The 18,091-nt window shown below is 48.6% G+C and carries 14 protein-coding genes; 3 read left to right on the top strand and 11 right to left on the bottom strand.

Annotated features, from left to right (window positions below):
- Positions 1–47 precede the first annotated feature (47 nt).
- The 10 genes from M1L66_RS24765 to M1L66_RS24810 form a co-directional block, all read right to left on the bottom strand.
- Positions 48–941, bottom strand: coding sequence for a MurR/RpiR family transcriptional regulator (locus M1L66_RS24765; RefSeq protein WP_187024018.1), 894 nt, complete (start codon positions 939–941; stop codon positions 48–50).
- Positions 942–956: 15 nt separating this feature from the next.
- Positions 957–2,345, bottom strand: a complete 1,389-nt coding sequence (locus M1L66_RS24770; RefSeq protein WP_434688696.1) for a glycine--tRNA ligase — start codon at positions 2,343–2,345, stop codon at positions 957–959.
- Between the two features lie 44 nt (positions 2,346–2,389).
- On the bottom strand, positions 2,390–3,016 hold the full coding sequence (locus tag M1L66_RS24775; protein WP_187024016.1) for a hypothetical protein: 627 nt from the start codon (positions 3,014–3,016) through the stop codon (positions 2,390–2,392).
- A gap of 73 nt (positions 3,017–3,089) precedes the next feature.
- On the bottom strand, positions 3,090–4,505 hold the full coding sequence (locus tag M1L66_RS24780; protein WP_434688697.1) for an ATP-binding protein: 1,416 nt from the start codon (positions 4,503–4,505) through the stop codon (positions 3,090–3,092).
- Positions 4,506–4,586: 81 nt separating this feature from the next.
- Positions 4,587–5,249 carry a DNA repair protein RecO gene (gene recO, locus M1L66_RS24785; RefSeq protein ID WP_434694318.1) on the bottom strand — a complete coding sequence of 221 codons (663 nt, stop codon included), beginning with the start codon at positions 5,247–5,249 and terminating at the stop codon, positions 4,587–4,589.
- A 15-nt stretch (positions 5,250–5,264) separates the two neighbouring features.
- Positions 5,265–6,170, bottom strand: coding sequence for a GTPase Era (era, locus tag M1L66_RS24790; RefSeq protein ID WP_187024014.1), 906 nt, complete (start codon positions 6,168–6,170; stop codon positions 5,265–5,267).
- Positions 6,171–6,232: 62 nt separating this feature from the next.
- Entirely contained in the window at positions 6,233–9,157 is a 2,925-nt protein-coding gene (locus M1L66_RS24795; RefSeq protein ID WP_434694320.1) for an insulinase family protein, read from the bottom strand.
- Between the two features lie 175 nt (positions 9,158–9,332).
- Positions 9,333–9,479, bottom strand: coding sequence for a hypothetical protein (locus M1L66_RS24800; RefSeq protein WP_434688698.1), 147 nt, complete (start codon positions 9,477–9,479; stop codon positions 9,333–9,335).
- Positions 9,480–9,481: 2 nt separating this feature from the next.
- Positions 9,482–10,306: a YdcF family protein gene (locus M1L66_RS24805; protein ID WP_187024013.1), complete on the bottom strand. Its 825-nt coding sequence runs from the start codon at positions 10,304–10,306 to the stop codon at positions 9,482–9,484.
- Between the two features lie 322 nt (positions 10,307–10,628).
- On the bottom strand, positions 10,629–11,342 hold the full coding sequence (locus M1L66_RS24810) for a LytR/AlgR family response regulator transcription factor (protein ID WP_434688699.1): 714 nt from the start codon (positions 11,340–11,342) through the stop codon (positions 10,629–10,631).
- A gap of 255 nt (positions 11,343–11,597) precedes the next feature.
- On the opposite strand from M1L66_RS24810, the gene M1L66_RS24815 reads away from it, so the two are divergent.
- Positions 11,598–12,320, top strand: a complete 723-nt coding sequence (locus M1L66_RS24815; protein ID WP_434688700.1) for a LytR/AlgR family response regulator transcription factor — start codon at positions 11,598–11,600, stop codon at positions 12,318–12,320.
- Complete coding sequence (locus M1L66_RS24820) at positions 12,317–14,698, top strand: hypothetical protein (RefSeq protein WP_434688701.1); 2,382 nt, start codon at positions 12,317–12,319, stop codon at positions 14,696–14,698. The genes M1L66_RS24815 and M1L66_RS24820 overlap by 4 nt, the downstream gene beginning before the upstream one ends.
- A 158-nt stretch (positions 14,699–14,856) precedes the next feature.
- On the opposite strand, the gene M1L66_RS24825 is transcribed toward M1L66_RS24820, so the two are convergent.
- Complete coding sequence (locus M1L66_RS24825) at positions 14,857–15,912, bottom strand: RNA-guided endonuclease TnpB family protein (protein WP_434694321.1); 1,056 nt, start codon at positions 15,910–15,912, stop codon at positions 14,857–14,859.
- Between the two features lie 247 nt (positions 15,913–16,159).
- Here M1L66_RS24825 and M1L66_RS24830 point away from each other — a divergent pair, with 247 nt between their 5' ends.
- The gene (locus M1L66_RS24830; protein WP_434688702.1) at positions 16,160–18,049 is read left to right on the top strand and encodes a sensor histidine kinase; all 1,890 of its coding nucleotides are present in this window, start codon (positions 16,160–16,162) and stop codon (positions 18,047–18,049) included.
- Positions 18,050–18,091 lie beyond the last annotated feature (42 nt).

The raw sequence follows: 18,091 nt of genomic DNA on the forward strand, positions 1-18,091 counted from the left end.
GTTTTTTTGAAACAGCGGTTCAAAACAGATTCTTATTGTGCCTATCATCAAGAGCTTTCCCCGTCCTCCGGCGGTTCCTTCAGATTCCAGTAGTCCACACCGATCCGGAGCGTCTCATGGCAAACCATCTCAAGAGAGGATTTCACATGCTTTTCATACGTCTGGGCCAGAAGCATAGAAAAGAAGATATCCAGCACATAGGTGGCCGCAGTAAAGGAGGTGATCACCTTTAGGCTGAGCAGGGAATCTCTGGAAGGGATTTCCACGATCTCGTGACACCATTTACGGATCTCTTCATTGTGACGGCCTACGATCCCCACAACGAACGTTTCCGTCGTTTCCTTCAAATACCGGGCGGCTTCGATCATGTTCTTGTTGGCTCCGGTATATGTGATCACAAAGGACACCGTTTTCTTCTTTTTTCCCGCGGACAGATAATGCGCGTTGACGCTCTCATATGCCGCGCACTCCATACCGAGGGTGGCGAACTTAAATGCTGCCGATTGGGCCAGGATATAGCTGATCCCGCTGCCATAGATATCGATCCGGTCCGCCGCCTTAATCCGGTTGCAGACGCGGATCATGACGTTCCTGTCCATGCACAGCTCCGTGTCGGTGATGGCCTTGTCATACAGCTTCGGCAGCGTATGGAGGATATCCGAAAATGTGCTTTTCTCCGTGATCGGCTCCTTGCTTAAGAGCTGATTGACCCGGATGTTCTGCACCATCTCCGAGACCAGCTTTAATTTCAGTTCCTGATAGCCCTCCACCTCCAGCTTTTTGCACAGCCGGACAACCGTGGCTTTGCTGGTAAAGGATACCCTGGCTAACTCCTCGGTGGACATCTGCTGGATTTCCTCTACGTGGTCCAGAATGTACCGCGCCACCGCCTGCTCCTGGTGGGTAAAGCCTTCCATACGTTTTAATTTTTCCAGAATCATCCGATCACTCCCGCATTAAAAACGGAATTTATCCTCAAAATAGTTCTTCAGTTCGGTGATCGGAACTCTCACCTGCTCCATGGTATCGCGGTCACGGACCGTAACCGCATGGTCATCCTCGGAATCAAAATCGTACGTTACACAGAACGGTGTTCCGATCTCATCCTGTCTTCTGTAACGCTTGCCGATGTTTCCTCTGTCGTCGAATTCACAGTTGTAGTACTTGGAAAGCTCGGCGTAAATTTTCTCTGCGCCCTCGTTCAGCTTCTTGGAAAGCGGTAGCACACCGATCTTCACCGGCGCGATAGCCGGGTGGAAATGGAGAACGGTACGCACATCGCCCTCGCCAATCTCTTCCTCATCGTATGCAGAACATAAGAATGCCAGTGTCACACGGTCGGCGCCGAGAGACGGCTCGATTACGTATGGAATATATTTTTCTTTCTTCTCATCATCAAAATAGGACATATCCTGGCCGGATGTGTTCTGATGCTGCGTCAAGTCGTAATCCGTTCTGTCCGCAACACCCCAAAGCTCGCCCCAGCCAAATGGGAACAGGAACTCGATGTCCGTGGTGGCCTTGCTGTAGAAGCAGAGCTCTTCCGGAGCGTGGTCACGGGCGCGCATCTCGTCTTCCTTCATGCCCAGCGCCTTCAGCCAGTCGATACAGAACTGTTTCCAGTAGGAGAACCACTCTAAGTCGGTACCCGGCTCACAGAAGAATTCCAGCTCCATCTGCTCAAACTCTCTGGTACGGAAGGTAAAGTTGCCCGGCGTAATCTCGTTGCGGAAGGATTTACCGACCTGTCCGATGCCGAACGGAATTTTCTTTCTGGAGGTTCTCTGAACGTTCTTAAAGTTTACAAAGATTCCCTGTGCTGTCTCAGGTCTTAAGTAAACTGTGTTCTTGGCGTCTTCCGTAACGCCCTGGAAGGTCTTAAACATTAAGTTGAACTGGCGGATGTCGGTGAAATCATGCTTTCCGCAGCTGGGACAGCAGATGTTGTTGTCATCAATGTACTTTTTCATCTCTTCCTGAGACCAGGCATCTACAGAGCCTTCGATCGTGATGCCGTGCTCGGCGATGTAATCCTCAATCAGCTTATCTGCGCGGAAACGCTCCTTGCAGGCCTTGCAGTCCATTAACGGATCGGAGAAGCCGCCTAAATGGCCGGAAGCCACCCAGGTCTGTGAGTTCATTAAGATCGCACAGTCCACACCCACGTTGTACGGGCTTTCCTGGACAAATTTCTGCCACCATGCCTTCTTTACATTATTCTTCAGTTCCACACCCAAGTTGCCGTAATCCCAGGTATTTGCAAGGCCGCCGTAAATCTCAGAACCCGGATAAACGAATCCTCTCGATTTTGCCAGCGCTACAATTTTTTCCATTGTCTTTTCCATGTCCTCAAACCTCTCTTCTTTTATTCCATCCGCATCCGGATTCTTTATTTGAATATGATGTAATTCTTTCCTTCGGAGATCTCTGCGATGAAGCTGCTGTTTAATTTTACTCCGTCGGAGGTGTACATAATCTTTCCTTCTGTCTGAAGCTTTATCGGTCCGCCGTCCACGGCTACGACGTGGTAATCGGTCTTCTTTGCAATCTCATCCGTAGATGCCGTCTTGCCGTCCGCCGTCTTGACAAATATCGTTCCGGCCGCCCCCGCTTCTTCCAGGGCCTGAGCCACGGGAATGATATCGATGGAGTTCACTAAATTGGCTGTGTCCTCGTAAAGGGCCGTAAACTGGGCTAAGTCGCTTCCTGTCGCATAATCAAAGATCATGCTGGCAGTGCCTTCCTTTAAACTGCATGTCTGTAAGGTAACCGCTCCCTCTCCGTGTTCCGCGTTATACGCCGCCACGTTTTCTTCAAGGAAGGTCTTCCATTCCTCTTCATTATAATAATCCTGGTTGTCGTACGTCTCAACGGTAGCCGTCGAAAATGTTCCCGCATCCGTCACGAAAATGCCGCTGCTCTTAGGCTCAAAGGTACTTGTTCCCCCTCTTCCGGCACATCCGGCGAGTATCCCCGCTGTGATGAGAACCGCCAGGACCGCTTTCATTTTTTTCATTCATCATCCTCCTGCATTTGGCGCATATGAAAGCATTATACCAAATGCATTCCGTCATTTCAATAGTTTATAGTCAAGAAACCTCCCAATAACCATTCCTGTTAGAGCCAATCCTTCGGATCTGCCCCTGATTGTTTAATAATTTCATTAAACTTTGTACCTGCTTTCTGGACAGATTTAATTTTTCCATAATTTCACCCTGTGTGATACTGGGATTTGCTTTTATCAATGACAGTATTTTTTCTTTTCGCTCCTCCATTTTTTGAATCTTCATTTTTTCGGCTCCTTTTTCGGCTCCTTTTTCGGCTCCTTTTTCGGCTCCTTTTTCGGCTCCTTCATAATTAAGATTCTTCAACGTCAGAATAAAATTTTCTTTATCTGAATAAAATTGGGGACTCAGCCTATCCGTATATAAATATTGAGACTGATATACACTTTGGATTTTCTTAAATCCACTTCCTCTTCTTTCCATATACTTCAAACGGTTAAAAATATCTGCAATAACCGGATTTCTGCGCTTTGATGGAATTTTATTAATATCCCGCTCCTGTATAAACGAACCATCGCACATTCCACCCGGCGAGTAAATTTCCAGCCGGTCATCAAAAATATCAATGTGTACTTCACTCCCCAAATCCAAATACTGGCGATGAATCAATGCGTTTACCAGTCCCTCCAAAACACTTCTTCTTGGATAGTCCGGCAGTTCAATTCTCTCTTCCCCAGTCTTTTTCCATTTCACTTTTGAATTAGTCCTTACAAAGTCCAGCCCATTTTCCAGGAGCACCACCAGACTTCCTGTAAATTCCTTATCATCCAGCGCATCCATAGTTCCTGCCGCTTTATCCACTCCGTTCCATCTCGTACAGAATAAGCGAGAGTGTCTGATCGGGGATTCATCCGCCAGCAATGCCCCGGCATTTGTCAATTTTCCATCCTCCGAAACAATGCCAAAAGAAATAAAATCGTCCTCGTCAAAGTTTTCTCCAGTTCTTTGTTTATAGGCCGCCTTCAGTTTAGTAAACGAATAATTTTCAAATTCGTATCGTGAAATGCTGCTGTCATAAGTAGAATCAATTCCTCGTAATATCAGTTCCTTAAGACCCCTGGCATCAACCGGTATACTCTCATTTCCCACCCTCTGATACGCAGTGCGGGTCCCTTCACTCACATAATAATAAGGAGTCTCCAGTCCTCTGCTGATTTCCAGAATGATAATTTCTTTATTGTCTACAGTTTGAATAACCAGATCAAACTTGGGGATTGGGTCTATCCTGCTTTTTATTTGTTCGCTGATTACTTCCGAATCGTGCCTCACATCACCAAGCCCTGTAATAGTGTCATCATCTGCAACACCAAAAATCAGCTTACCGCCATTTCCATTTGCAAATGCACTGACACTTTTACACCAGCTTTTAGGTCTGCGTTCCTCTAATGCCTGCTTTTTATCATAAACATTTGTCTCACCTATCAGTTCTTTTATATTCACCCGCATTCCCCTTTTCTTTTTAAAGAAAAGGCACAGCCGAGTCCCTCCGCCATACCTTTCCAATAGATCAGACAGCACTTTTCACAGAGGCCGCCGCCCCGTCATCGCCTCCAGAATATCCAGGGAATGAAATTCCCGGTCGATAAAGCGCTTCTTATTAATCTCCACGCACCTCCCGAATTCCTGGGAGACGGCGTCGGTCAGCGCAAAGGTATAGAGATGCTCGATCGGCGACAGCACGACGAATTCCCATGCGTAATTGGCCGAGTCGCTGACCTCCCTGGGGGGCTTTTCCGTGTACTCCCCGTTGATGGCCATGGCCTTCAGTTCGTACACGCGCCGGACCAGCTCATTGGGAACCGCCGGCTTTAAAAGGGCCCTCACCGACTGGTATAACAGCTTCAGCATGGCCGTACCGTCCATATTCTCCCTGGTGTAGTAGTCCGTAAATTCCAGGAAATAGGAGCCGTAGCACGTTCCCTCCACGTCCATGGAAAGCTCATCAAAGTAATTGGAGATTTCCGCCGACTGCAGGGAATAGGAATCCCGCCCTTCATATAACGTAAACTGCCCGAAGGCAAAGGGACGGCCGCAGGCCATGAGCATGCTGCCCGGCCTTCTGGCACCCCTGGCAAACGCCGTGATTTTACCGCGCTCCTTCGTAAGGATCACCAGACGTTTGTCCATCTCCCCGGACGGAACGGCCTTTAACACCATCCCTGTAAGCCTGACAGCCTCTCTCACATCGATCACCCGTTTCTAAATTTCTTTTCCATTGTATCCGTAGTTTTTCATATACAGTTCGCTGTCACGCCATTCCTTCCGGACCTTGACCCATATCTGTAAGTTCACCTGGGTGTCCATCAGATCCTCGATCTCCCGGCGCGCCGCGCTGCCGATTCTCTTTAACATGGCGCCGCCCTTGCCTATGATGATTCCCTTGTGGGAGTCGCGCTCACAGATAATCGTGGCCTCGATGTCCATCATACCGTTTTTCCGCTCTGTCATCTTCTCGATGGTGACGGCGATTCCATGGGGAATCTCGTCACTCAGCAGCCGCAGCGCTTTTTCACGGATCAGCTCCGCAGCGATCTGGCGCATGGGCTGGTCCGTAACGGTGTCCTCATCGTAGTACTGAGGTCCGCAGGGCAGATACTTGTAGATTAAATCCAGCATCAGATCCGTGTTTTTATCCTTCAGCGCCGACACCGGAACGATCTCCGCAAAGCTGCATACATCCTTGTAGGCGGAGATAAATTCCAGAATCTCGTCCTGATTCTTTATGGTGTCGATCTTGTTGATAACCAGGATCACGGGTGTCTTCACGTTCTGAAGCTGCTCCGCGATATGGCGCTCTCCCGCTCCGATAAACGTGGTCGGCTCCACCAGCCACAGCACCACATCCACTTCCTTCAGGGTATGCTCCGCCACACTCACCATATACTCGCCAAGCTTGTTCTTGGCCTTGTGGATCCCCGGAGTGTCCAGAAAGATGATCTGTCCCCTCTCGTCCGTAAAGACGGTCTGAATGCGGTTTCTGGTGGTCTGGGGCTTATCTGACGTGATGGCGATCTTCTGGCCGATCAGATGGTTCATCAGCGTGGATTTTCCCACATTGGGGCGTCCGATCAGTGTTACAAAACCCGATTTATATTGATTGTCCATTCATTCTCCTTCGTAGTCGATGTCAATTTTTATTCTTTTGCAACAGTTGAGACGGCTCATCTTTATGAGTGGAACAAGGTCTCTGTCTCGTAGAACATCGCCTTATTCGCTTCTATCTTCTCCTCGTTGCCGATCACGCATAAGCTTCCGGTGGCAAGAACCGCCTTCACGATCGGAGCCAGCGCACGGATATCGTCCTTTGTTGCGTTTAATATCTCATCCCGCTCCTGCTGCATCATACCATCATCCACGCCGGATAAGTATGCGGACAGGCCGCGGCTTCCCTTCGTGGAAGGCGGATACGGTACATCCATATCGCTGATGGTGCCGATGACATACTTCGTCATGTCACGGTCATCTACGTCGAAATGCTCCAGATACTCCACAATGCCCTCATAGATCTCATTCGTCTCTTTTAAGTTCGGGTCACGGTAGGAGGTGAGATACCCTTCACCGGAACGCCCGAAGCCGCTCATACAGCCGTAGGCACCGCCCTTTACCCTTAAATTGATCCACAGGTAATCATAGCTTAAGATGACCTTTAAGATGCGCAGCGCGCCTGTATAGGCGTATCCGCTTCCGGCAAAGGTTCCGCATCTGGCCACGTAATTGACCTGGGAGGCCGTCTTAAAGCCTTCGTTACGGTTGCCGGCAGGAAACGTAAATGGATACGTCTCTTTGCTGCCTTCCGGAAGCATTTCCTTTAATTTCCGAAGCGCCGCGGGAAGCTGCCGGAAGCCTTCCTCATCAGCCGTGTAGCTGACCAGCAGGTTTTCCACGGTGAAAAGGCGCTCCATCACCTGCTTTAACCTGGCGATAATCTCCTTCTTACGATCCGCGTAATCCCGGTCTAACTGTTCTAAGAACTGGTAATATCCGATTCCTCCGGTGTTGTCATTATAATAGGAGGTCGGTGAGAAATAGGAGGTTGCTCTGGCTACAGCCGCCGAATGGCATGCTCCCTCCAGCTTCATCCTGCCTCTGGATCTGGTCTCGCTGATTACCTCTCCCAGCCGCTTCTCATCGTCCAAAATGGAATTCTTCAGAATCTCACCGAGAATGGAGAAACCGAAGTCCAGCTTGTCATACAGCACTCTGACGCTGGCGATAAATACGCCTTTGAAATCAGCGCTGTTCTTTAAATTCGGATAGGACGTAACGCTTAAATTAATACCGCCGCTGTTTAAATGGATCTCACTCGTCAGATCCCCATACGTGTAATGCTCTGTGTCTACGAATCCCAGCACGGATTTGAGCAGGCCGACATAACATAAGTCTTCTTCCGGCACACGGGAGGTGTCAAACAGAAGTTTCAGATAGCCGATGCCCGAGGTAAACATCTCGTGATGAATCACCTTCACGCCTTCGACCTCTTTCTCTTCCCAGATAATCTCCTCCGGCTCTCTGCCGATGTCCTCTCTGGAAAGCATGGGTATCTTCTTTAGTTCCTCCTGAGGAGACGGTGTCTCCTGGTACTCCCGAAGCGCCCTGGTCTGCTCGACGAGAGCATCGATCTCTTCCTCCGAAAGCGAGGCCTTGTAGGCAGCCAGGCGTCTGGCCGTCTTCTCGTCTTCCTTTGCCGTCAGATTCTTCTCCGGACTGACCACCAATACGGCTTCAAATGGATTATCCAGCAGATAATCGCGGATCAGCTGCTCGAAATAGCCCTCATCAACCACAGTTTTCAAATAACTGAAGGTCTTCTGATAGGTCAGGTGCATCATCGGATCTCCGTCATAGAGCCAGCTGTCCATGCACTGAAGGCCGTACATCAGCCCTTTGGGCGCGGAACCGTAGTCTGCCTCACGGTAACGGAATTCATAGAAATTCAATCCGGCCTTTAAGCTCTTTTTGTTGATTCCCTGATCCGCCAGCTTGCGGAGTGTTCCCTTTACTACGGCGAGGAACTCCCCTTTCTGCTCCTTATCCGCATTCTTTGCGATTACGGAAAAATAGGGCTGAAGGATGCCGTTCTGATATCCGCCCAGAATATCCTGGCCGATTCCGGCATCAATGAGCGCCTGCTTAAGCGGTGCTCCCGGCGCATCCAGAAGAGTGTATTCCAGAACCTGGAACGCCACGTAAAGCTGCGGGTCCAAGTCATTGCCAACCACGGTATTGATGGAAAGATAGGTGGCCTGCTCCTCGGACTCTCCGTCAGTAATAGAGTAATGGGTCTCTTCCTCCACCGGCCGGTCAAACGGCTCCTGCGGCAGAATCCTAGAGTCGATCTCAGCGATATCGTATTTGGAGAGATACTGGTCATTCAGCCATTCCAGCTTCTCCGCCATATCCATGTCACCGTACAGATAGATATAGCTGTTGGAAGGATGGTAATATCTCTTATGAAAATTCAGGAACTGATCGTACGTCAGATCCGGAATAAACGCGGGATCTCCGCCCGATTCCTGCCCATAACAGTTATCCGGGAACAGAACCTTTCTCGTATAACGGTCCAGGACCTCCTCCGGTGAGGAGAACGCTCCCTTCATCTCATTATAGACGACGCCGTTATAGATTAAATCTGCCTCCGGACTCTCCAGCTCGTAATGCCAGCCCTCCTGCATGAAAATATTCGGTTCCTTATAAATATTAGGATTAAAAACGGCATCCATATAGACATTCATCAGATTCTGGAAGTCCTTTTCATTGCAGCTCGCCACAGGATAAACCGTCTTATCGGGATACGTCATGGCATTTAAAAACGTGTTTAAGGATCCCTTTACCAGTTCCACAAACGGATCCTTTACCGGAAACTTCTCAGAACCGCATAAGGTGCTGTGCTCCAGAATATGGGCCACGCCGGTGCTGTCCTCCGGCGGCGTGCGGAACCCAATGGAAAATACCTTATTCTCATCGTCACATGATACAGCAAAAATCCGCGCTCCGCTTTTCTTGTGGCGCAGCACGGTTCCCATGGCTTTCATCTCGTCCAACTGTCTTTCTTCCACAACCTCATAGGCTGTCAAATTCTCTAACTGTCTCATATATTTCTTCATTCCTTCCTTAACATATTCTCTTTATTACCATCTTGCCCATTCTCTGGCGTTTTCATTATTATGTGTAAAAGAAGAACGGAACTTTACTTTTCCAGTCCAATATAGCATACCACAAGTAGGGCGGTTCTACAACAGAATGGAAATATGGCGTTCTGCAGACATATTACCAGAATTTTCCATCCATATCGTATAAAATGACGGGCGGTGTGCACCCCTTAACTGTAGCAAAACAGCGGGGAAATATCCCCGCCTGCGGCAGCCGGTGCTTCCGCCCGGTACAAATTCCATACTCTTCTGTTCTTTTTTCCATAATTACATGTTGCCTACCAGTTTGTCTTTTAATATCGCCGCACATTCCCGGACACAGAAATGCACCAGCAGAACCGGGTCGGATTCACAGGAAATTCCATAGATATCCGGAATGCCCCATTTCTTTGCAATCTGTTCGGCGCGGAATACGTGGAAATCACTGGTCAGTACGCCAATCTTCAATGGCTTATCCTCGATCACCTCATAGGTTCCCGGATCCATTGAGATGTCTGACCTGGCATGACGTGCTTTTCTCCTCAACTGATCTTCCTCGATCGCGACTCTGCTGTAGGCAATATTCTCCACCGTACTGAAGGAACGCGACTCCAGAATCATCTGACGCTCGTTCACACCGTTAAACAGGAGATAATCCCGCATCGCAGCCGCTTCGCTGACCGGCTCATCCTCGCCCTGCCCGCCGGAGAGTACGAGCACGGTTCCCGGATTCTCCTCCAGATAATCAATCGCTTTATCGAGACGGCTCTTTAACGATCTGCTGAGCCCGTCTTCTTTTACTCTGGCTCCCAGCACGATAAGATAGTCGAGATGCGACGTATCCCGGCTGGCCACACCGGTAAAGATCAGAATCTCCACCATGGAAAACACCAGAATCCCCGTACAGCAGACTGTGATAACCGACACGGGCAGCCAGAGCGGCACCCGGTCCTTATGCTTCATATAGTATTCCCAGCCCAGCGCCAGCAGCAGACAGGCTGCTGCAAATACCATCCAGATAAAGGAAAATGAAGTGGTAAAACCCGAATAAATGACGATAACTACATAGTATATGACACAGGCAGCCGCCAAAAGCCATAAAATCCATGTCATGATTGAAACCTCCGCTTCATCAGAGTTCAGAACCCGCTAAGTTCGTGTAATACCTCACTAAGTGCTCATAGTATACCATAACCGAAGATTTTCTACAAGAAAAAGCAGTTTCATGTTCGGCTTCCTGCAAAAAGAATTGATTGTAAGAGACCAGAAAAGTAAAAGGACCGAACCCGACAAAATACTTCTCATCAGATTCAGTCCTTCTTTTATTTACGGATGGCTGCATAGATTCCTCCGACCATTTCCATAGTTATGTCACAGCCCTCTTTTAACTCAATGGAGCCTGTAGCTCCAGGCTCCATTAACAGAAAAATCCTTTTCAATTTTTCATCATATAGTCAAAATACCGCTTTCTAATCTGCTTCTTCTCCCTCACCTTAATCGGAATCCTGTCCCCGTTTTCCATCGTAAAATCTTCATCGGCATCAGTAATGTAATCCATGTTGACTATATAACTCCTGTTGCATCTTAAAAACCGGCAGCCGGACAGTTCTTCCTGCACTTCATCCAGTTTCTTCCGTATTGAATGCTCTGTACCATGGCAGCACACTATCCGTACATTCATCCTCCGGCTTTCAATATACATGATATCATCATAGGCAATTCGTCTGCCTGCGCTTCCGTTGACCACCAGAAGGCTCCTACGCAGCCTGGGATACCGTTCTGCAAAGAACCGGTTGAGGGCTTCCTCAAACGTTTCCTGCTCGACCGGTTTGAGCAGATAGCCGCTGGCACCGACAGAATACCCCTCAACGGCAAACTCCCGGCTGGCTGTGAGAAATATAAGTGCAACCCGCTGGTCCCAGCGCCGAATCTGCCGTGCCGCCTCCATACCATTCATAAATTTCATATAAATATCCAAAAATATCAGGTCGTAACGCCTTTCTCCGCTCTCAAACTGATCCACCAAATCCTCTCCACAGTCAAAATAGGTGATCTCCAACGGTTCTCCCCGTTTCCTCATCTTTTGTGCCAGCAACTCCCCGACCTTTACGCGGTCTGTCACATCATCATCGCAAATTGCCACCTGCATAGCTGCCCCTCCATACCTGTCCGTTTTCAGGTCTTATCAAATTCCTTTGTTTTATCGTTTAAAACATATTTTATATACTTGTTTTAAACATATTTTTATAATATTTCTTTAAAAATAGATCCAAATTACTTTTTTAGAAATAAAAATGGGATAATTGGCGTGAAAAAGGGACAATTGGTAATTTTTATCTTGCGGCAATCCTGCTACTATGATTAAATAGACTGTAATATGTGGAAACAGAGAGGGGATTTTTGTATGAAAATAGCAATATGTGACGATGAGCAGCCTGTTCTCAATCAATTGCGCAAATTCATCAATCAATATGCTCTTGATAATCTTTTCGATTATACAATTTTAGAATTTAGTAAAAGTGAGAGGCTTTTGGAAGCGGCCAGTCAGGATCCGGATATCAAAATACTATTTCTGGATATCTATATGTCTCCTCTGTCCGGCATGGATTTAGCAGAAATTCTGAGGGCAAATGGTAATGACTGCGCTATTATCTTCGTCACTGTCAGTACCGACCATTACGCCAGAAGCTACGAGGTCGATGCCGCGCATTACCTGGTAAAACCGGTCACCTATGACCGGGTGAAAATGGCTCTGGACCGGTGTCACCAAGTGCTGACAGCTTCATCTAAATTTGTCTTCTTTTCTGCGGGAGGGAAAGAAATTCGCCTCCCCCTCAGAGAAATCCGATTTGTAGAAGTATTCCGGAATCAAACCGTGATTCATGCTGATTCCGACATCACGCTCCGCTCCACACTGGATGCAGTGATGCATCAGCTCTCTGACAGCCGTTTTCTGCGCACCCACCGCAGTTATCTGGTAAACATGGATTACATTACAAAAAGGAATGGAAATGATCTGTACTTAAGTTCAGGTGATAAGGTCCCCTTAAGCCGGACCTGTGAAAAAACATTTGAGAGAGAATACGGCCGTTACCTGACCGTTACTATAACAGGGGATAAAACATGAGAAAGCATCGTTTTGCAGTATACACCGTAATGACCGCCACCGTACTGTTCTCCGCCATGGCGGGAACTTTTGTAAGTGCTCTCGCCAACTCGGCTGAAGTCAAACATACTACAGTAAACGGTAATCCGGCTACTCCAGGCAACGCCTCCTCAGATACAGGCAACGCCTCCTCAGATACAGAAACCGCATCAGATACAGAGAAAGGGACGGAAACGGAAACCGGAGACAGTACTGACCAGAATCGGGCCACTCCAGGTAACGCGGCCTCCGCCCCAGACCGGGGAGACGGAAAGGGAGCGGAATCACCCGCAGAATCAGACGACATCCTCTACACCGTCTCTTCCTATGATTTTTGGTGCTTATCTCAGCCGATGCTTGTCAAAATGGGGGCTGAATTTAATCCTGATGCAGAACAGCTTCCAATCTGTATCGACGTATACTTAGAGGGGCCTGACGGTTTTCTTTATGATCCACTCTGGCTGGCTGTAGATTGGGACCTGTCTGGCGTGGATTTTAACAGTGAGGGAGAATACAGGGTAACGGGCATTCTGGATACCGCTTCCTGTGAAGTTCCGGTCGACTGGGATCATGCGCCGCTCCTTTCGTTTATCATCAAAGTAGACCAGGGAGGCACGCTGAGCTTTACTCCTGAAACAGACGGGAATATCCTGACGCTCTCCTATGTCATGAATGGACATCCCTATACCATATCAGATTTAAACTATGAGCTTTACGAAAGCCGTGACGGCGGAACAAACTGGCGCAATATTACCAGAGACATCCGGGTATGGGCGGAGGAAGACCATCTTACGATTTCCGGTGTGGAGGAAGACAGCTTATTCCAGGTCACGGACCTTCGCCTTGGCGGTGTTTTGTCATACCATTCCGACATTGTGAAGGCCGATATCGGAGGCGACGGACTGATTGAAACCGTCTCCATCATTCCGTCTGACGGCGAAATGGGCGGAGCGGACTGGGGAAACAGTAACTGGGAGGACGATCCCATCGAAAACGGTCCTTACCAGATTCTGGATTACCGGATTGGCAACCCTTATGTTTACGATCCCCTGCCGCTCATCGCCCGGGCTGCCATCGGCTGCCAGGAAGATATCGCCTGGGGCTTTTATAATACAATCTCGGTTTTCTATGGGGACAAACCAAACGGCCTGTGGAAAGCAAAAAAATTGATTCCGGTGGAATGGAATCAGGATGAGCTGGACGCCGTTGATTGGAATCGGAAAGGCGATACGATCATACATGGAGAGTTCTCTGACGAAATAAAAGAGGAGTACGGTTATCTTCTGAAGTTTGAATCCATGCCTGAACTTACGCTGACGATTTCGATTTATTCGGAAAACTGTGATTTTGTTTTATCCCCATCGGAAGATACTCCCGAGGGAAAGAATCAGGTGAAGCTGAATTTCTTCTCCGTGACTGAGAAAGACACAATCCCTCTGACATTTGACGATCTTACCAGTCTGACTGTCTGGTGTTCCACCGACTGGGGCGAAAATTGGTATGACATTACAGACAACAGCAGCACGGCGCTTCGTAACGATTCTTTGTCCGTCTCCTTGGATCATATGGGCTATTCCTTTCAAATTGAGCAGGCGGAGGCTTCCGATCTGGAGCGCTACTCTGCTTACGTAACGGTTACCCGCAATGCGGCAACAGGGCGGTTTGAATACTCTACCGATATTGGAGGTGACCGCGGCGGCGGAAAGCGGTTTGAGAAACCACCGGAAGGATTGTTTGACAAGAACGATGAGGGGGATAGACCTGATTCCAATCCAACAGAGCCGACGACGGAAGCACCGACGGTTCCTCCCACGGAAGCACCGACAATTCCACCCACGGAAGCACCGACTGCTCCTCCCACGAATACACCGACTGCTCCTCCCAACGGAACACCGACGGTTCCACCCACGAATACATCGGCTGCTCCTTCCACTGAAGCACCAACGATTCCACCCACGAATACACCGCCTGATCCACCTAACGGAACACCGACGGTTCCACCCACGAAAACTACCGAAAGGAATGCCTCCAAATCCGGGGGCGGAAAAGATAATACTTCAGAATCCGGCACCATCTTCACTGTTCCAAACAAACATGACGACAATCCATACCAAACTGCCGTACTCAAGCCCCCAGCACCAGTTTCCCAGTCGGAGAACGTGTCTGATCCTACTGAATCCGTCTCCGATATACCGGCTAATGCCCCGGCTAACACGGTGAAAGAGACGGTTCCTGACAAAACAGATGAAATTCATACCGCGTCACCGCGTTCTCTCTTTCTCCCTCTGCGTCTGCTCGTGGGAATCGCGGCAGTCTCAGGCGGTGCATTCGCAGGCCTGCGAATGATAAGGAAAAGATAATCGTCAATTACCCATGTCTAATGCCCGATAAAGCGGGGCAGGCCCAGGCACGGGCTTGTAACTCAACTACACGTAGTACGACATGTGATTCATGTCTCCTACCTCAAACATTGGCTACAATAGGCTGATTGACGGCAGCCCGCCTGCTTCGGTTCTGCCTAACAGGCCTCTGCGAACAGAGTGTTACATCCTTTACGGTAAATGTTTATGGCTCCGGTACGGTCGTCATTACTCCGGTAACCACAGACAGTGCAGCAAAATTCATGCTTCTTTCTGTTACGGTTAGCCTTTGTTGTATTACCGCAGACCGGACAGCTCTGGCTGGTGTACTTCGGGTCTATCGCAAGGACTTCTGAATACGACAGCGCTGCTTTGTATTCCAGCATCTCTCGGAACTGGTAAAACGCCCAGGAGACTATTACGTATCTGGATTTGAAACGGACGTGCTCCGTGACAGTACGAATCCCGGTTAAATCTTCTATAATAAAAAGCGTACCTGCTCCATACTGTGAGATAAGTGCCTTCGTAACCGCGTGATTTACCGCAGTTACGTAACGGTTTTCTTTCTCACGGAGCTTTTTAAGCTTACGCTTTGCTGATTTTGTTCCACATGTCTGCAGGCGCTTGCGCAGGGCAAGGGCTTTTGCACGTTTTTCCTTGATTGCGCGGCCGGGAAAGAATCTGGTGTTCCCTTCATCATCAAAGGAAACTGCCAAATGGTTCACGCCGAGATCAATTCCAACGATATGGTTTAAGATATTCCTGTTCTCAACTTCCAGGGTGACCGGTATATGCAGATAATATTTCCTGTTTTTTCGAATCAGTTTGGCAGTGCCAAAGCGTCCTCCGGAACAAAACCAGTGTTCCATCCCTTTCGATTCAAAGGGGATATGTAATCTGCCGGAAAGGGGTTTTAAGCTGACGGACTGATACGATATGGAGTAATCCCGGTTCCAGACCAGATCATACTCGAAGTTTCGAAAAGATACTTTCGAAAAGGGGTGTCCATTGCTTTTCATGGATTTATATTTTGCAAGGACGGTCTTAAATACACTCTGTGTCATCTGAGAGCGGAGTCCAAACTGTTGTCTGACCGGGTAGTATAAGGCATGGTTTAATTCGAGATAGCGGATGCCTTCCTGTCCAAAAACGAATGCGGAGACAAAGTTCAGCACATCCCGGATAACGGACAGTGTCTTATTCAAAATAATCATCTGCTCTGATGTAGGGTATAGTTTAACTTTAGCAGTAATAGTAATAGTAATAGTAATAGTAATAGATTTCATAGATTTTATACCTCATAATAGATTATGGACTGAATATATTTTACCACAATCAGAAGCAAAAAACCAAACAAATGTTCGAGAAGTTAAAAAACAAAAAGGAGAAGGAGCTTGCGAAAGAGTCAGGAGGGGCACAATTCCTCTCATGTCTAAAGGCACGAGTCTCCATGTGCAGTTTATGAAGAAAAACATTTACCTTAAGCGGCTCTGCCTGCTTCTGCTCGTCGTACTATGCACGATCCTTCTGTTTTTCCTGCAATACCGGTATGACAACAAATACCATTTTCCCGGAATACAGGGGGAGCAGGGGATTCTTGATCTGCGGTCAGACAGGCAGCCATTATCTGTTCTGACCTATGGCTGGGAAATCTATCCGCAAAAGCTGATTGCCCCCGGCGAATTTAACGGGCAGAAGCCTCATTTTATCTATCTGGGACAGTACGGAGGTTTTGAAGCCGGTGATCAAAACGGCAATCCTCATGGCTGCGCCACGTATCGGCTGACCATCCTGCTTCCTCCGGAAGTAAACGAATATGCGCTGGAACTGCCTGAAATCTATTCCGCCTCACGAATCTGGGTAAATGGCCGGCCTGTCAGCATCTTAGGTGATGTAACCTCCGTCAATCCGTCCCCCTCCATCCGCACAGGTATGATTACCTTCTCCGCGGCTGGAAAAGCAGAGCTGGTCGTACAGGCCGCGGATACACGTCACTATTACAGCGGCATGGTCTATCCTCCGGCGTTCGGATCAACAGATGCAGTATCCGATTTAATTTCCCTCCGATTTCTGCGCACGTGTATTATGGTCATTGCATCACTGACCATCGGAATCATGTATCTTTTCATTGGCATCAAAACCGGCGGGGAACGGAGACGCATGATACTGTTTTCTCTTGTATGCCTGTTCTTCACCATGCATGTCATGTATCCGCTCTTTCATTTATTTGGCGCCGGATACTGGACCTATTATCTGGAGGATTTAAGCTTTTACCTGTTTCTTACCGCAATCTGTGCGCTGCACTGCAGTCTCTGCGGTATCAAAGGCAGGCCACAACGATTTGCCGTTTTCGTCTGCGCAGCTGCAGCTCTGGCTTCTCTTGTGGTTCCCGCTCTGCTGTTAAATGGAAGCTTAACTGCTATGCTGCTCTACTCAGTCTTCTTGGACGGCTTCAAACTCGTTCTTTTCAGCTGGCTCATTACCACTGCATTCTTTAACAGAGAACAGACGGAGACCATGCGAAGCCTGCTCCTGGCGGGTCTCTGTACAATCGCCGTCGCCCTTCTGCTTCAGGCGGCCGCTCCGGTCTTTGAGCCAGTGCGTTTTGGATGGCAGACAGAAAATGCAGGATTCCTCTTTATCCTTCTCCTGGCCGGCGGACTCTGGTTTGATACGATCCGAGCCTATGCGGAACGTACCGCACTCGCTGAGAATATGCGGCTGATGAAGGGACAGTTCGCCCTCCAGGAAGAAAACTATCGGATCCTGTCAAAAAGCATAGAAGAGACACGTAAGATGCGGCATGACCTGCGCCACCATATCACGGCAATCAAGGAACTTACCAACCAGAAGCAGTATGATGCGCTGGAGGACTATCTGGAAGGCTACGAGAACAGTTCTGAGCAGACCGAATGGCCGGTTCTCTGCGATAACCACGCAGCTAACGCGGTTCTCACCTACTACCGGCAGCGCGCATTACAGAAGCAGATACCACTTTCCATTCATGTTTCTCTCCCGGCGGAATTAAAGCTGGAAGCCTGGAACCTCGGAGTTCTGCTTGGCAATCTCCTGGAAAATGCCTTCGAAGCCTCTGAAAAGCTGCCCCAGGAGCTCCGCTCCGTAAAAATATACGCAAAGATTGCAAAGGGCAACCTGCTGATCACCGTGAAAAACCACTGGAATGGAGAATTTACCGTCCTTGAAGACCGGATTTACTCTACCAAACACGAAGGAGCCGGAATCGGCCTCTCCAGTGTCCGCAGCATGGCAGAGGCAAACGGGGGCCAGTTCTATCTGACTCCTGATAAAGATGAATTTGAAGTTTCTCTTGTGTTGTGGAAGCAGGTCTAAGAGTATATAGCAGGTTTATGCGCTTTCTTGGACAGCAAAAAT

Origin of the sequence: Hungatella sp. SB206 (genome assembly GCF_051132295.1) — a bacterium.
Taxonomy (GTDB): Bacteria; Bacillota; Clostridia; order Lachnospirales; family Lachnospiraceae; genus Hungatella; species Hungatella effluvii.

Excerpts from the sequence above, each read along its gene's own strand:
- M1L66_RS24765 (WP_187024018.1), bottom strand. The coding sequence starts at position 941 with ATGATTCTGGAAAAATTAAAACGTATGGAAGGCTTTACCCACCAGGAG.
- M1L66_RS24770 (WP_434688696.1), bottom strand. The coding sequence starts at position 2,345 with ATGGAAAAGACAATGGAAAAAATTGTAGCGCTGGCAAAATCGAGAGGA.
- M1L66_RS24775 (WP_187024016.1), bottom strand. The coding sequence starts at position 3,016 with ATGAAAAAAATGAAAGCGGTCCTGGCGGTTCTCATCACAGCGGGGATA.
- era (WP_187024014.1), bottom strand. The coding sequence starts at position 6,170 with ATGGACAATCAATATAAATCGGGTTTTGTAACACTGATCGGACGCCCC.
- M1L66_RS24795 (WP_434694320.1), bottom strand. The coding sequence starts at position 9,157 with ATGAGACAGTTAGAGAATTTGACAGCCTATGAGGTTGTGGAAGAAAGA.
- M1L66_RS24800 (WP_434688698.1), bottom strand. The coding sequence starts at position 9,479 with ATGGAAAAAAGAACAGAAGAGTATGGAATTTGTACCGGGCGGAAGCAC.
- M1L66_RS24805 (WP_187024013.1), bottom strand. The coding sequence starts at position 10,306 with ATGACATGGATTTTATGGCTTTTGGCGGCTGCCTGTGTCATATACTAT.
- M1L66_RS24810 (WP_434688699.1), bottom strand. The coding sequence starts at position 11,342 with ATGCAGGTGGCAATTTGCGATGATGATGTGACAGACCGCGTAAAGGTC.
- M1L66_RS24815 (WP_434688700.1), top strand. The coding sequence starts at position 11,598 with ATGAAAATAGCAATATGTGACGATGAGCAGCCTGTTCTCAATCAATTG.
- M1L66_RS24820 (WP_434688701.1), top strand. The coding sequence starts at position 12,317 with ATGAGAAAGCATCGTTTTGCAGTATACACCGTAATGACCGCCACCGTA.
- M1L66_RS24825 (WP_434694321.1), bottom strand. The coding sequence starts at position 15,912 with ATGATTATTTTGAATAAGACACTGTCCGTTATCCGGGATGTGCTGAAC.
- M1L66_RS24830 (WP_434688702.1), top strand. The coding sequence starts at position 16,160 with ATGAAGAAAAACATTTACCTTAAGCGGCTCTGCCTGCTTCTGCTCGTC.